Here is a 13,864-nt window from a genome sequence, read left to right as displayed (position 1 = left end):
TCTCGTGTGCGCCTCCCCGCCCGCTCTTCCGATCAGCGCACGATCAGTGTAGCGCACGCTCCCGGATCGAGGTACGCCTTCGCGACGCGGGCGACGTCGTCCGGGCGGACCCGCGGCAGGGCGTCCAGGCGTTTCTTCCCGTCCCCGGCCTCGCGTCCCGCCATGAGGTCGAGGGCGGCGAAGTACGCCTGGTTGATCCGGGTCATTCGCCGCATCAGGAGGCGCCCGCGGAGCGCGTTGACGGCGCGCTCGACGTGCCCGGGGTCGGGCGTCGCCGCGGCGAACTCCGCGATCCCGTCGCGGAGACCCCGGAGCGCCTCGTCGACGTTCGCCTGCCGCGTGCCCATGTTCACCTCGAGCTTCTCGCGCCCCGCGAGCCGCGTGACCGAGGCGGACATCGAGTAGGCGAGCCCTTTCTCCTCGCGGAGGTGGAACGACAGCCGGTCTCCCAGCATCGCTCCCGCCACCGCGAGCGCCGCTTCGTCCGACGGATCGGCGTCGAAGAGCCGCGCAATGACGATCTGGGCCATCCCCTTCCCGACCGCCGCGTCGGCCGCGAGGCCCGCGGGGGTGACGGGCGGCTGCGCGACCGGAGACGGCTCGGGGCCCGGGGGCAGGTCCCCGAGCGCCCCCCGCGCCGCCGTCAGGACCTCCGCGGGATCCACGGGACCGACCGCGGTGAGCACCATCCGGCGGCCCGAGACGTACTCGCGGTGGAACGCCCGGAGATCGTCGACGGTCACGGACGCGATCGAGGCCGGGGTGCCGAGCACCGGCCTCGACAGCGGGTGCCCAGGGTAGAGCGTCCGCGCCGCCAGTTCCTGGGCGACCGCGCGGGTGGACTCCGACTGCCTCTTCTGGAGGTCGATCATCTCCTTGCGCACCGCCTCGACGTCGTCCGGTGCGAGCCGCGGGTAGCGGACGATCTCCCCGAGCAGGGCCATCGCCTCGCGCCACCGCTCCGCCGGCACCTCGAGGCGCACGAAGGAGTACTCCGGCGTCGTGTAGTAGTCGTCGTACGGGATCGCCGGGTCGTCCACGAGCTTGATCCTCGCTCCGAGCGCGTCCAGTGCGGCGGACAGCGCCGCCGCGTCGCGGATCATCGTGCCCCGGAGGAGCATGCGGTGGAGGAAATCGGCGATCCCCTCCTTTCCGGCCGGCTCCGACGCCGAGCGGGGCGTGAGCGCGAGATGCACCGCGAACACCTGCGAGTCCCCGCTCCGCGCCGCCCACGCCCTGAGACCGGAGGGGAAGGTCTCCGACGCCTCTCCTCGCGGTGTCGGGGTCGGAGACGCCGGGGAGGGAGCCCAGGCCGCGGTTCCTTCGGCGAGGGACGGCCCCGAGATCGAGGCGCGGAGGGTGGGGAGCGCGGCGCGGATCGAGGACGCGGCGTCCTCGATCGGCTCCGCGGGAGAGGGAGCGCTCCCCAGGCGCCGCGCGAGTTCGTCCTTCGGCGATCCGAACAGGTACGCGGAGCGCGTCATCGCGTAGTACTGGATGTTGTCGGCGGTCAGCGCCTCGTCCGCTCGCTCTGCGGTCCTCGCCAGCGGGATCCGGTCCCACGCGGCCCCCCCGGGCTGCAGGGACCGGAGCCCTCCCACCAGCGCGTCGAGCACGGGACGGGGATCGCGGCCTTTCTCCAGAACCGCCTCGAACTCGATGGTGGACCAACCGTGGGCCCGCGGACTGGCCGAGAGGGAGAACGACTGGACCAGGGGATCCGCGCCCGACGTGAGCGCCAGGGAAAGCGGCGCGTCCTTTCCTGCGGAGAGCGCCGACAGCAGGAGCTCGACCGCGCCCATCCTCGGATCGTACGGCTCGATCGAGAGCGGGAGCGCCGCGTGGAGATACGAGCGACCCGCCTCGAGGGGAGACGTGGCGAGGTTCCGGTCCGGGACCTCAGGCCACGCCGCGTTCGAGGGCGGAGGGAGCTTTCCCTTGGGGGCGGCGCCGAAGGTCCTCCGCACCTCCTCGAGCATGCCGCCGGCCTCGAAATCCCCCATCACCACCAGCACCATGTTCGCCGGAACGTACCGCGCCTTGTAGTACGCGAGCACGGCGTCGCGGCTCATCCCCTTGATCGAAGCCTCGCTCCCCAGCACGGGCCGGGAGAGCGGCGTTCCGGCGTACGCGAATCCGCGGAAGGCGTCGCCCGCCAGGTAGTCCGGGTCGTTCCGGTCGCGGGCCAGCTCCTCGAGCACGATCCCCTTTTCCTTCTCGAACTTGTCCGGCGGCAGCGTGGAGTGGAACAGCATGTCCGCCTGGATCTCGAGTCCCTTCGACAGGAACTCCTTCTGGATCAGGAGCGTGAAGAGCGTGTGGTCCTCCCGGGTCGTCGCGTTGTTGTACGCTCCGTACCGGTCCACCTCGTCGTACAGCTCCCGCTGGGTCCGGGTCGCCGTCCCGTTGAACAGAAGGTGCTCGAGGAAGTGCGAGGCCCCGTTCAGGCCGTCGGGCTCGTCGACCACTCCCGTCCCGACGATCACCGACGAGCAGACCATCGGGTTCGCCCGATGCTCCACCAGGACGACCCGAAGGCCGTTCGACAGGACTTCCTCTCGGTACGCAGCGAGGGACGGCAGGGCGGCGAGCGCGACCACCGCCGCGACGGCGAGACCTCGGGAGCGAGCCATCGGACACCTCCTTGGGATGCGAGCGCGGCGCGTATGCTACACCTCCCTGGGAACGCCGCGGCCGGGCCGCGTGGGGAGGTGCGATGCGACGGACGATCTCGACGATGCTGGCCGCGGCGCTGCTCGCCCAGCTCGCCTGGGCGGAAGCGGGGGACGGCGCGGTGCGCGAAGAGGACGTCGCCGCAGCGATCCGTTTTCTCGCGTCTCCCGAGCTCGAGGGTCGACACGCCGCGGAGCGCGGAGGCGCGGTCGCCTCCGCCTTCGTGGCGGAGCGCCTCGAGGCCATGGGCTTTCTTCCCGCCGGTGACGAGACGCCGGCAGGGCGCTCCTTCTTCCAAACGGTCCCCGGGGTCGCCGCGGCGTACGATCCGGCGGCGTCGAGTCTCGTCGCGTCGGGAGGCGCGGGGCCGGACGCGCGACAGGAAGGGACCACCGGGCGATTCCTCGTCGTGCCCGATCGCGCGGAATCGGCGTCGGCGGACGGCGCCCTGGCGTTCGCGGGATTCGGGATCCGCGCACCGGAGTACGGCCACGACGACTACGCGGGGCTCGACGTCTCGGGGAAGATCGTCCTGGTGCTCTCCGGGGAGCCGGGCGAGACCGATCCCGCCTCGAAATGGAACGGGACCCGACCCACGCGACACGCGATCTCCGCGGCGAAGGCCCGCCTGGCGCAGTCGCTGGGGGCCGCGGCCCTCCTCGTGGTGCCGAATCCCGCCGGGCGGGCGCGCAGCGCGGCGGACCTCCTCGCGGGACGGAAGGACGAGCTGAATCGCCCCTTCCTCGGCCTCGATGGCGCCCCTCCTCCGCTCCCCGTCGCCTACCTCGATCCGGCGGCGGCGGCGGCGATCGTGGCGGGGACCGGCCTCGACCTCGGCGCGGCTTCGGCGGATCTCGAGGCGGGGCGCCAAGCGTCGCGCGTCCTCGCGGGGCGGAAGATCTCGCTCGCGCTCGCCTACGCCGACCGCAGGAAGGTGACGCTCCGAAACGTCGTCGCGCGGCTCGGCGCCGGAAGGGGGCTCGAGGGCGAGGTGGTGGTGCTCGGAGCTCACTTCGACCACCTCGGCGCGCCGAACGGCACGCTCTATCCCGGCGCGGACGACAACGCGTCGGGCGTCGCGGGGCTCCTCGCCGCCGCGGCGGGGCTCAAGGCGGCGCCGCCCCGAGGGGCCGCGGAGATCGTGGTCGCCTCATGGACCGGCGAGGAGGAGGGGCGCCTCGGATCCATCGCGTTCCTGGACCGGCCCCCGGTGCCGAGGGAGCGGATCCGAGCCGTCGTCAACCTCGACGTGCTCGGGCGACCGAATCTCGACCGGGCGGCCTACCGCCGAACGCTCCAGGTACTCTACAGCGCGGCGGCGCCCCTGCTCCGCGAGCTCGCCGTCGCCGCCGACCTGGGGCTCGGCCTCGATCTCCGGTTCTACGGCGGACTGCGATTCCAGCCCGTCAGCGACCACTACACCTTCTTCGAGGCCGGCATCCCCATCGTCTACCCGTTCGCCGGGTACATCGAGGACTACCACCGCCCGGGCGACACCGTGGACAAGATCGACGCGGGCCTCGTCACGGCGTCGGCGCGCTTCGTCGCGCGCCTCGTCCGCCTCGTCGCCGACCACGACGGCCCAGTTCGGCTGGATCCGGCGATCCAGGCCGCGCCGACTCCGGACCCGTTCGACCGCCCCGACTTCTGAGGCTCGGTCAGCAATCGCGCCCACGTCCCTGGACACGGGGTGCTCGGTGTGCGTACAATGGCGCATCCCGCGGCGAGGTGTGCGATGCTTCGCGGACGGGCGCGCCCGGGGCGCGTGCCGTCCTTCCGGTGTCCCCGGTTTTCTCGCAGTCGATGCCGCTGTCGTCCCGCGCTCCCGTGGCACGTTGGATGCACTAGCATCGCCTCGGGGCCGCCAGACCCGGCGCCGGGGTGTGGTCGAGGAGCGCGGATTCGGCACGGGAGGGATCTTTCATGGCGAAGCGCAGCGGTACCGTCACCGTCGAGGCGAACAAGTGCAAGGGGTGCGGCCTCTGCGTCGCGGCCTGCCCCACCAAGTCGCTGCGCCTCGGCGCGTCCTTGAACCGCCTGGGGTTCCACCCGGCCGAGTTCCTCGAGGGCACCGGCTGCACGGGGTGCGGGGTCTGCTACTACGCGTGCCCTGAGCCGGCGGCGATCAGCGTGTTCCACGTGGTGGACGAGGTGGCTTGACGCCACCGACCGGGGGACCTCCCATGGCCTACCAGCTCATCAAAGGAAACGAGGCGATCGTCAAGGGGGCGATCCTCGCGGGATGCCGCTCGTTCTACGGCTACCCGATCACACCTGCCAGCGAGATCGCCGAGGCCGCCGCGAAGTACTTCCCGCCCGCGGGCGGGACCTTCGTCCAAGCGGAGTCGGAGACTGCGGCGATCAACATGGTGTTCGGCGCGGCGGCCGCCGGCGAGCGCAGCATGACCGGCTCGTCCGGCCCCGGCCTGTCGCTCATGCAGGAAGGGCTCTCCTACCTCGCGGGGGCCGAGCTGCCGTGCGTGGTCGCGGACATCATGCGGGGCGGCCCCGGCCTCGGGAACATCGGGCCGGAGCAGGGCGACTACAACCAGATGGTCAAGGGCGGCGGCCACGGAAACTACCACAACGTCGTCTACGCGCCGGCCTTCGCCCAGGAGATGTGCGACTTCACCATGAAGGCGTTCGACGTCGCGGACCGTTTCCGGAACCCCGTGATCATCCTCACCGACGGGTTCACCGGCCAGATGATGGAGCCGGTGAACTTCCCCGCCGCGGCGACCGCGCCTCCTCGTCACGACTGGGCCACCCGCGGGGACGCCGAGACGCGAAAGAACCTGATCACGTCGATCTTCCTGTCGCACGAGGACCTCGAGGCGCACAACCGGAAGCTGATGGCGAAATACGCCCGGGTCGTCGCCGAGCTGCAGGAATGGCGATCCTACCGAATGGAGGACGCCGAGGTGGCGCTCGTGGGGTACGGGATCGTCGGGCGGGTGCTCCGCACCACCGTCGATCTCGCGCGCAAGGAGGGGATCAAGGCCGGCCTCATCCGGCCGGTGACGCTCTTCCCCTTCCCGACCCGGGCGATCGACGACGCGGCCGGCAGGGTGAAGCGCTTCCTGGTCGTGGAGCTGTCGGACGGCCAGATGGTCATGGACGTTCGCCTCGCCGCCAGGGAGCGTCGCCCCGTAGGGTTCTACGGGAGGCAGGGAGGGATGGTCCCCACACCCACGGAGATCCTCGAGGTCCTTCAGGGCACCCGGGAGGAAGACCATGTCCATCACGCCGGCGTTTAGCTGCCCCGACACCTTCTACGACTCGTTCGAGCGGAAGGACGGGGACAAGGGCTCCACGCACTACTGCCCCGGGTGCGGCCACGGGCACGTCCACAAGTACATCGCCGAGGCCCTGCACGATTTCGGGGTGAAGGACCGGACGGTCCTGGTGAACCCCGTAGGCTGCTCGGTGTTCGCGTACTACTACTTCGACGTCGGGAACATCCAGGTTCCGCACGGGCGCTGCCCTGCGGCGGCCACGGGGGTGAAGAGGGCCCACCCCGACGCGATCGTGCTGGGCTACCAGGGGGACGGCGACCTCGCCGCGATCGGCGGCAACGAGATCATGCAGGCGGCGAACCGCGGCGAGAACATCACGATCTTCTTCGTCAACAACGCGATCTACGGAATGACCGGCGGCCAGATGGCCCCGACCACGCCGGTGGACATGCGGACCACCACCTCCCCCCTCGGCCGCCACGTGCAGAACGAGGGGTTCCCGATCAAGGTCTGCGAGCTGCTGAACGCCCTCACGGCGCCTTACTACCTCGAGCGGGTCGCGGTGGGCGACAACAAGAACAATACGAGGGCGCGAAAGGCGATTCGGAAGGCGATCGGGAACCAGATCGAGAACAAGGGATTCTCGCTGGTGGAGATCCTCTCCCCGTGCCCCACCGGCTGGAAGATGCAGCCCGTGGACGCCGCGGCGTGGACGATCGCCAGCATGACCCAGGTGTTCCCGCTCGGCGTCGTCCGCGACGGTCACGACCACGATCTCGGCCACCCGCGCTACCGGCAGGCGACGCCGCTCGAGAAGATTCCGGAGATCCTGGGCATCAAAGGCGACGGTCAGGAGCCGGCGCTCCCCGACCGAGGTCGCTCGATCGAGGAGCAGAGGATCAAGATCGCCGGGTTCGGCGGGCAGGGCGTGCTGCTGATGGGCGTCGTGGTGGCGCAGGCGGGGATGCTCTCCGGCCGGCACGTCTCCTGGATGCCGTCGTACGGGCCGGAAATGCGGGGCGGGACCGCGTACGCCAGCGTCACCGTTTCCGATGAGGAGATCGGCTCGCCGCTGATCCAGCATCCGACCGCGCTGGTGGCGATGAACGGTCCCAGCCTCGAGCGGTTCGGGCGGGACGTCGTGCCGGGCGGCACCATCTTCTACAATTCGTCGCTGATCCCGGAGGGCCCGAAGCGCGCCGACGTGCACGTCGTCGCCGTGGCCGCCAGCGAGGTCGCCGATCGCCTCGGCAACCCGAAGGTGGCCAACATGGTCATGCTCGGCGCCATGCTGGCCCACGACATCGGGGTCTCGAAGGAGGCGATCGTCGCCGCCTTGCCGGCCGCCGTGAAGGCCCACGCCCAGCTCATCGAGCTGAACCGGAAGGCGATCGACGCCGGGATCGAGGCCGCGAAAGGAGCTCCGGCCGGAGCGTAACCCCTTCCCCTCTCAGACGGCCCCTCGCGCTCCGGCCCCGTGCCACCCCCCGGGATATCGCTCCCGGGGGGTGGTTCTCCACGGGCCGAACTCGCGACGCTACGGACGCCCCCCGGTGTCCCGGAGCAGCGACGCGAGCTCCGCGAGGACCATCGCGGTCGCCCCCCACACCTTGTGCCCCTCGAGGAAGAAGAACGGGACCCGGTAATCCCGCCCCTCGAGGATGCGGTGCTCCACCCCGAGGCTCGACGGATCGAGGAGGTCGCGGAGCGGCGCCTCGAGGATCGCCTCGACCTCGCCGCAGGACCGGTGCATTCGAAAGCGAGCCATCGCGACCGCGGCCACGGGATGGATCACGAACCCGCTGACGGGAACGTGGAGCGGCGTGAGGCGGCCGAGCAGGCGGATCGCGCCGGGGTCCGCCCCGATCTCCTCTCGGGCCTCGCGGAGCGCGGCGTCCTCCACCGACTCGCCGGGCTCCACGGCGCCACCGGGCAACGACACCTGCCCACCGTGACGCGCGAGGCTCTCCGGGCGCAGCGTCAGGACGAGGCCGGCCGCGCCGCGACCGTCCGGATAGAGGAGCACGAGCCCCGCCGCCGCCCGCGAGGCTCCCGGCACCTCCCCCGGCCGCCATCCTCTCCGCGGGCTCGACGCCAGGAGCGCGTGGGCCACCTCCCCCGGGAGGGGGCCCGCGAGGGCCTTCGCGAGGCGCCGCTCGGCGTCGGCCAGGTCCATGCCAGCTCCCTCCACCGCCGACTCATGTTGAGCGAGCCCCGCGGGACGGTCAACCTCGCGCGACCCTCAGGGCACCCGTCCCGGAACCCGCTTGCCGGACGGACCGGTTCAACTTACTCTTCGCGGGTGGCGGACCTCTCGTTTCCCGTCGTCCCCGCGGCGCCCGTCGCGACGCCCACCCCGGTCGAGCAGGTGGTGCACCGGGACCCCCTCTCCGCGATCCGCGAGGTGCTCGCGATCTCCCTGGACGACCTGGTGAACGAGAGGCGGCTGAAGCACGCGGTCGATGACCTCTATCGCGCGACGCGGCGGATCGAGCGCGAGAGCCGACTCAGGCGGAGGCTCGCCGGGGCGGCCGCCGAGGCGTGGATCGCGGCGCACCTCTGATGGCGACCTCCGTCCGCGGGATCTTCCGGAAGAAGGGGCTGGATGACATCCTCGCGTCCGCGGAGGGCGGGTCGGTCCACCTGAGGCGGGCGCTGGGCCCGGTCCACGTCACGCTGCTCGGCATCGGCGCGATCATCGGGGCCGGGATCTTCGCGACCATCGGGACCGCCGCGGCCGGGGACGCGGCCCGGCCCGGCGCGGGCCCGTCGCTCATTCTCTCGTTCGCCATCACCGCGACGGTGTGCGCGTTCACGGCGCTCTGCTACGCGGAGTTCGCCTCGATGGTCCCGATCTCCGGCTCCGCGTACACGTACGCGTACTCGACCCTCGGCGAGGTGGTGGCCTGGATCATCGGCTGGGACCTGATCATCGAGTACGCGGTGGGGAACGTGGCGGTGGCCATCTCGTGGGCCAACTACTTCCGGACGCTGCTCGAGGGGTTCGGGATCCACCTCCCCCTCTGGCTGTGCACCGACTTCAGGACCGCGGCCCACATCCCCGGACTCTACGCGGGCGCTCCCCACGTCCTCGGCGTCCCGGTGGTATTCAATCTGGTGGCGTTCGGGATCGTGGCGCTGATCACCGTCGTCCTCGTCTGGGGCATAAGGGAATCGGCGAAGTTCAACGCGGTGATGGTCGGCATCAAGCTCCTCGTGCTCCTGTTCTTCATCGGCGTGGCGCTCTACTTCGTTCCTCCCGCGCGGATGGCGGAGAGCTGGGTTCCGTTCCAGCCCGCGGGCTGGGGTGGGACCCTCGCCGGCGCCGCCATCGTGTTCTTCGCCTACATCGGCTTCGACGCGGTCTCCACGGTGGCCGAGGAGACACGGAATCCTAGCCGCGACCTTCCCATCGGCATCCTGGCGTCGCTCGTGATCTGCACCGTCCTCTACGTCGCGGTGGCGGCGGTGTTCACCGGGCTCGTGCCGTACCCCGACCTCATCCGGCGCCTGTCGGTGGAGCAGGCGGAGCCGCTCACGATGGCGCTGCAGCACGTGGCCCCGTCCGCCGTGTGGGCCAGCACGATCGTGGCGTTCGGCTCGGTCGTCGCGCACACCGCCGTCCTGCTCGTCTTCCAGCTCGGCCAGCCCCGGATCTTCTTCTCGATCGCCAGGGACGGCCTGCTCCCTCCGGTGTTCGCCACGGTGCACCCCAGGTTCCGGACCCCGCACGTCACCACGATCCTCACCGGCGTGCTCGTGGGGAGCGTGGCGGCGTTCGCGAGCATCGACGAGATGGTGGACCTGACGAACATCGGGACCCTCTTCGCGTTCGTCCTCGTCTGCCTCGGGATCCCGATCCTCCGGTTCCGCGACCCGTCGCGCCATCGGCCGTTCCGGGTCCCGCTCGGCCCCCTTCTCTTTCCCTCCCTCGGCGTCGCGTCCTGCCTCGCGCTGATGGTGTACCTCCCGCCGGCGTCCTGGTGGCGATTCGTCGGATGGCTCACGCTGGGCCTCTCGATCTACACGTCGTACGGGTGGGCGCACAGCGCGGTGGGACGGCGGGACGGCCGGCCCGCGCGGACGCCGTGGCCCATGCAGGTCGGCGCCCTGGGGTTCCTCGCCGCCGCCGTCGGCCTCTTCGCGATGCCCCACGGGCTCGGGGTGTCCGGCATCGTGACCGCCGCCGCCCATCCGCTGGCCGAGGCGCACGGGCGCGCGCTCCTCGGCGTGCTCCTGGCGGGAGGGGGGGGCGCCGCGGGCCTGGCGGGCTCGCTGGCGGGCCTCCGCGGCGTGGGACGGTGAGGGGGCCCCGGCCCGGGTCTTCACCGACCGGCCGCTCCGGTGCTGTCTATGCCCCGCAGGAAGGCGCGCCGACGCCATCCCAGGATGGCAGCCCGCGCTTCGATTCTGCTAGAATTCCGGAGGAGGTCGGCGATTACAGTTCAACGATCGAGGATGACGCATCGCAAGTGGACCCAGTTCCCGTTCTCGAACGTGGAAGCGAGAACCGCTCTCCCGCCGGAGCCGAAGGGAACGTCCCGGCGGGACGTGACCTATCCAACGACCCCGCATCGCTGACCAAGGGAGCTTCCATGAGCCGCAGACTGGTCCCGTTCCTCGTGCTCGCCGCCCTCGGGCTCGCGCTGCCCGCCTGCGATTCCGTCAAGTTTCGCTACCACATGAACGAGGGGAACAAGGCGTACAAGTCCCAGCACTACGAGGATGCCATCGCCGAGTACCGGAAGGTCGTGTCGTTCCTTCCGAGCGACTGGAACGCGAACTACCAGATCGCGGTCTCCTATCTGGCCATGTACCATCCGAATTCGATCCACCCCAAGGACATCGAGTACTCCGAGAAGGCCGCCGCCGCCCTCGAGAAGCTCCTCACCATGAAGGCGCCGGACGCCGCCACGGTCGACAAGGTCCGCGGCTTCTACGTCGGCCTACTCACGGCCGCCAGCAAGTCGGACAAGGCCATCGCCTTCTACGAGGACCTGGTCAGGAAGGAGCCGAACAACCCGGTGTTCGCCGCGCAGCTCGCGCAGCTCTACGCCAAGAAGCCGGATTTCCCGCAGGCGCTCAAGTGGTTCACCCGCCGGGCCGAGATCGAGCCGAGCAACAAGGAGGCCTGGTACACGATCGGCGTGCTCTGCTGGGAGCGGTCGGCCAAGGGCGGCCTCCTGGTCTCGGACCAGGAGCGCGCCGATCAGCTCATACCCACGGGGATGAAAGCGCTCGAGAAGGCGATCTCTCTCGATCCCGATTACTTCGAATCGCTGGTGTACATGAACCTACTGTACCGGGAGAAGGCCAAGTTGGCGAGCGCCGCCGGCGACCAGGCCGCGTTCCAGGATTCGATGAACAAGTCCCAGGAGTTCACGAAGAGGGCCCAGGAGGCCCGCAAGAAGAACCTCGCCGCCGCCAAGGCGGCTTGAGGCTCGGGAAGGGCGGGCAATCCCATGTTCGAAGGAATGATCGAAAGCCGGAAGGGGTCGGGTGACAAGCAGAGCCCGTGGGCGTTTCCGGTCGCTCTCGGCCTGCACGTCATCCTGATCGGGGCGATCATCGGCGCGTCCTACATCATCGTCGAGGCGGTGCAGGACCCCGACCTGATGATCACGTTCACGGGGGCCGTGCCTCCGCCGCCCCCGCCTCCGCCGCCCCCGCCTCCGCCGAAGCGGCAGGTCACGCCGCAGACCGTCAAGCCGGTCGAGGTGAAGCCGATCATCCCCAATGAGATCGTCCAGCCGACCGTGGTGCCCAAGGAGGTTCCGAAGGCCCCCTCGGCGCCCGAGTCCGACGGGATCGACGGCGGCGTGGACGGCGGGGTCGAAGGCGGCGTCGAGGGTGGCGTGGTCGGCGGGGTCGTCGGCGGCGTCCTCGGCGGAACGATCGGAGGGGTCCTGGGCGGCGCCGAGGGCGGCAGCACCGAGCCGGTCCCGCTGGCGCCGGACATGGATCCGCCGGAGAGGATCCTGAAGGTCGATCCGGTCTACCCGGAGATGGCGCGCAAGGCGCGCATCCAGGGGCGGGTCGTGCTGCAGGCGATCATCAACGAGGAGGGGGACGTCGAGGGGGTGACCGTACTGAAGGCCAACCCCATGCTCGAGCAGGCGGCGATCGACGCGGTCAAGAAGTGGAAGTACAAGCCGGCGCGCCAGAACGGTCGTCCGGTGAAGATCTATTTCACGATCCAGGTCGAGTTTACGCTCAACTGACGGAAGCCGGCAGGAGCCGAGTCCTAAGGAGTCAGCCCATGAACATGTCCTTGACCCAGATGTTCGCCGAATCGGGTTGGGTGGCGAGAACGGTGATCATTTTCCTCCTGATCCTCTCGGTCTACTCCATCGCCGTCATGATCGAGAAGTTCATGACGTACCGGGCCGCCAAGAAGCAGTCGATCGAGTTCCTCCCGATCCTCGTGAAGTGCCTGAAGGACAACAACCTCCAGGGCGCCGTGGAAAAGTCGAAGCAGTACGGCAAGTCCCACATCGCGAGGGTGGTCTCGGCCGGTCTGCTGGAGTTCCTGAACCAGAAGTCCGAGGTCGCCGCGAGCTTCGACGTCGTCGGCGCCGTGACGCGCGCCCTCGAGCGGGAGACCGCGATCACCTCGGCCGAGATGAAGAAGGGGCTCGGCGGCCTGGCGACCATCGGCTCCACCGCCCCGTTCATCGGCCTCTTCGGCACCGTGTTCGGCATCATCAACGCGTTCACCGGCATGGCGCAGAGCGGCTCCGGCGGCCTCGCGGCGGTGTCCGCCGGTATCGCCGAGGCGCTGATCACGACGGCGTTCGGCCTCCTCGTCGCGATCCCCGCGGTGATGGCGTTCAACTACTTCACCAACCGTCTCGAGCGGTTCCAGATCGAGATGACGAACTCGTCCGCCGAGCTCATCGACTTCTTCCTCAAGAGGCACGGGGCGTCCTATGGTGCCCATTAAGGCCGCAGACGTAAAGTCGGACATCAACGTGACGCCCCTCGTGGACGTCGTGCTGGTCCTCCTGATCATCTTCATGGTCGTGACCCCGATGCTCCAGAAGGGTCAGGCCGTGAGGCTGCCTCAGACCGACAACCCCGACAAGAAGGCGGACGAGAAGAGCCAGATCATGGTGGCGGAGTCCGAGGGGAAGGACTTCTGGGTCGACAAGGTGAAGTGCACGGAGGCCCAGTTCCCGCAGACCATCAAGGAGGCCTTCGATCGCAATCAGAACTACAGCGTCCTCTTCAAGGCGGACGCCCATTTGACGTACGGCGACGTCAAGAAGACCATGATGAGGATCCGGGACGCCGGCTTCAACAACGTGGGCCTCGTCACGGAAAAACGACAGAAGACCTCGTAGCAGGACGGTGACACCATGGGAATGGCGGTAGGCGGCAAGGGTGGGCTCCAATCGGACATCAACGTGACGCCCCTCGTGGACGTCGTGCTGGTGCTCCTCATCATCTTCATGGTCATGACCCCGCTTTCCCAGCGGGGGTACGACGTGCAGATCCCGCGGGAGACGACGCAGATCACCCCGCCGGACCCCACGATCACGCAGGTCATCATGGGCATCTCGGAGAGCGATTGCCCCATCCTCCATGCCGTGGGCAATGCAGGGCTCCCGCCCGGCTGCGTGGTCAAGATCAACAAGGAGCCCGTCCGCGCGGACGCGCTCAAGTCGAAGATGGAAGAGATCTTCAAGAACCGGAAAGCGTCCGACAAGATCCTCTTCGTCGCCGCACAGGAGAAGCTCAACTACGAGGGGATCATGCAGATCCTCGACATCGCGAAGAGCGGCGTCGAAGGGCTCAAGATGGCCGTCGTGACCGACGAGAAGCTCGCTCTGGGACAGGAATGACTCGCTGAACTCGACCCGGCCCGGGGGCGCACTCCTCGCCTCCGGGCCCGGCTTCCCTCCCTCGAATTCCTCGGATCAGTGGTTCGTGCCAGCAACCGGGGGTTCCACCCC

Annotated in this window: 13 protein-coding genes; 11 read left to right on the top strand and 2 right to left on the bottom strand. The window is 69.6% G+C overall.

The genetic code is table 11. From position 1 onward, the window contains the following. Positions 1–32: 32 nt before the first annotated feature. Positions 33–2,633, bottom strand: a complete 2,601-nt coding sequence (locus tag LAO51_03810; protein MBZ5637865.1) for an insulinase family protein — start codon at positions 2,631–2,633, stop codon at positions 33–35. A gap of 83 nt (positions 2,634–2,716) precedes the next feature. On the opposite strand from LAO51_03810, the gene LAO51_03805 reads away from it, so the two are divergent. From LAO51_03805 to LAO51_03790, 4 genes are all read left to right on the top strand, one after another. Beyond that, positions 2,717–4,324 (top strand): M20/M25/M40 family metallo-hydrolase, encoded by a 1,608-nt coding sequence (locus tag LAO51_03805; protein MBZ5637864.1) that lies wholly within the window; start codon positions 2,717–2,719, stop codon positions 4,322–4,324. Between the two features lie 272 nt (positions 4,325–4,596). Further along, positions 4,597–4,833 (top strand): 4Fe-4S binding protein, encoded by a 237-nt coding sequence (locus LAO51_03800; GenBank protein ID MBZ5637863.1) that lies wholly within the window; start codon positions 4,597–4,599, stop codon positions 4,831–4,833. A gap of 23 nt (positions 4,834–4,856) precedes the next feature. After that, a complete protein-coding gene (locus LAO51_03795; GenBank protein MBZ5637862.1) occupies positions 4,857–5,930 on the top strand; it encodes a 3-methyl-2-oxobutanoate dehydrogenase subunit VorB in 1,074 nt (357 codons plus the stop codon). Further along, the gene (locus LAO51_03790) at positions 5,908–7,347 is read left to right on the top strand and encodes a 2-oxoacid:acceptor oxidoreductase family protein (protein MBZ5637861.1); all 1,440 of its coding nucleotides are present in this window, start codon (positions 5,908–5,910) and stop codon (positions 7,345–7,347) included. Before LAO51_03795 ends, LAO51_03790 begins: the two co-directional genes overlap by 23 nt. A gap of 99 nt (positions 7,348–7,446) precedes the next feature. Here LAO51_03790 and LAO51_03785 read toward each other — a convergent pair whose 3' ends face one another. After that, a complete protein-coding gene (locus tag LAO51_03785) occupies positions 7,447–8,085 on the bottom strand; it encodes a CoA pyrophosphatase (protein ID MBZ5637860.1) in 639 nt (212 codons plus the stop codon). Between the two features lie 126 nt (positions 8,086–8,211). Here LAO51_03785 and LAO51_03780 point away from each other — a divergent pair, with 126 nt between their 5' ends. From LAO51_03780 to LAO51_03750, 7 genes are all read left to right on the top strand, one after another. After that, the gene (locus LAO51_03780) at positions 8,212–8,472 is read left to right on the top strand and encodes a hypothetical protein (GenBank protein MBZ5637859.1); all 261 of its coding nucleotides are present in this window, start codon (positions 8,212–8,214) and stop codon (positions 8,470–8,472) included. Next, a complete protein-coding gene (locus LAO51_03775) occupies positions 8,472–10,214 on the top strand; it encodes an amino acid permease (protein ID MBZ5637858.1) in 1,743 nt (580 codons plus the stop codon). Before LAO51_03780 ends, LAO51_03775 begins: the two co-directional genes overlap by 1 nt. A 290-nt stretch (positions 10,215–10,504) precedes the next feature. Further along, positions 10,505–11,347 (top strand): hypothetical protein, encoded by an 843-nt coding sequence (locus LAO51_03770; protein MBZ5637857.1) that lies wholly within the window; start codon positions 10,505–10,507, stop codon positions 11,345–11,347. 24 nt (positions 11,348–11,371) lie between these two features. Then, entirely contained in the window at positions 11,372–12,130 is a 759-nt protein-coding gene (locus LAO51_03765; GenBank protein MBZ5637856.1) for an energy transducer TonB, read from the top strand. A 44-nt stretch (positions 12,131–12,174) separates the two neighbouring features. Next, positions 12,175–12,852 carry a MotA/TolQ/ExbB proton channel family protein gene (locus LAO51_03760; GenBank protein ID MBZ5637855.1) on the top strand — a complete coding sequence of 226 codons (678 nt, stop codon included), beginning with the start codon at positions 12,175–12,177 and terminating at the stop codon, positions 12,850–12,852. A 28-nt stretch (positions 12,853–12,880) separates the two neighbouring features. Next, positions 12,881–13,252: a biopolymer transporter ExbD gene (locus LAO51_03755; GenBank protein MBZ5637854.1), complete on the top strand. Its 372-nt coding sequence runs from the start codon at positions 12,881–12,883 to the stop codon at positions 13,250–13,252. A 15-nt stretch (positions 13,253–13,267) separates the two neighbouring features. After that, the gene (locus tag LAO51_03750) at positions 13,268–13,753 is read left to right on the top strand and encodes a biopolymer transporter ExbD (GenBank protein MBZ5637853.1); all 486 of its coding nucleotides are present in this window, start codon (positions 13,268–13,270) and stop codon (positions 13,751–13,753) included. Positions 13,754–13,864 lie beyond the last annotated feature (111 nt).

The sequence above is a fragment of the Terriglobia bacterium genome, from assembly GCA_020073205.1.
Taxonomy (GTDB): Bacteria; Acidobacteriota; Polarisedimenticolia; order Polarisedimenticolales; family JAIQFR01; genus JAIQFR01.
This window is presented reverse-complemented; position numbering and strand designations above follow the sequence as displayed.

What these genes read in the sequence shown, in the direction of transcription:
- LAO51_03810 (MBZ5637865.1), bottom strand. Translation starts at nt 2,633, where the DNA reads ATGGCTCGCTCCCGAGGTCTCGCCGTCGCGGCGGTGGTCGCGCTCGCC.
- LAO51_03805 (MBZ5637864.1), top strand. Translation starts at nt 2,717, where the DNA reads ATGCGACGGACGATCTCGACGATGCTGGCCGCGGCGCTGCTCGCCCAG.
- LAO51_03800 (MBZ5637863.1), top strand. Translation starts at nt 4,597, where the DNA reads ATGGCGAAGCGCAGCGGTACCGTCACCGTCGAGGCGAACAAGTGCAAG.
- LAO51_03795 (MBZ5637862.1), top strand. Translation starts at nt 4,857, where the DNA reads ATGGCCTACCAGCTCATCAAAGGAAACGAGGCGATCGTCAAGGGGGCG.
- LAO51_03790 (MBZ5637861.1), top strand. Translation starts at nt 5,908, where the DNA reads ATGTCCATCACGCCGGCGTTTAGCTGCCCCGACACCTTCTACGACTCG.
- LAO51_03785 (MBZ5637860.1), bottom strand. Translation starts at nt 8,085, where the DNA reads ATGGACCTGGCCGACGCCGAGCGGCGCCTCGCGAAGGCCCTCGCGGGC.
- LAO51_03775 (MBZ5637858.1), top strand. Translation starts at nt 8,472, where the DNA reads ATGGCGACCTCCGTCCGCGGGATCTTCCGGAAGAAGGGGCTGGATGAC.
- LAO51_03770 (MBZ5637857.1), top strand. Translation starts at nt 10,505, where the DNA reads ATGAGCCGCAGACTGGTCCCGTTCCTCGTGCTCGCCGCCCTCGGGCTC.
- LAO51_03765 (MBZ5637856.1), top strand. Translation starts at nt 11,372, where the DNA reads ATGTTCGAAGGAATGATCGAAAGCCGGAAGGGGTCGGGTGACAAGCAG.
- LAO51_03760 (MBZ5637855.1), top strand. Translation starts at nt 12,175, where the DNA reads ATGTCCTTGACCCAGATGTTCGCCGAATCGGGTTGGGTGGCGAGAACG.
- LAO51_03750 (MBZ5637853.1), top strand. Translation starts at nt 13,268, where the DNA reads ATGGGAATGGCGGTAGGCGGCAAGGGTGGGCTCCAATCGGACATCAAC.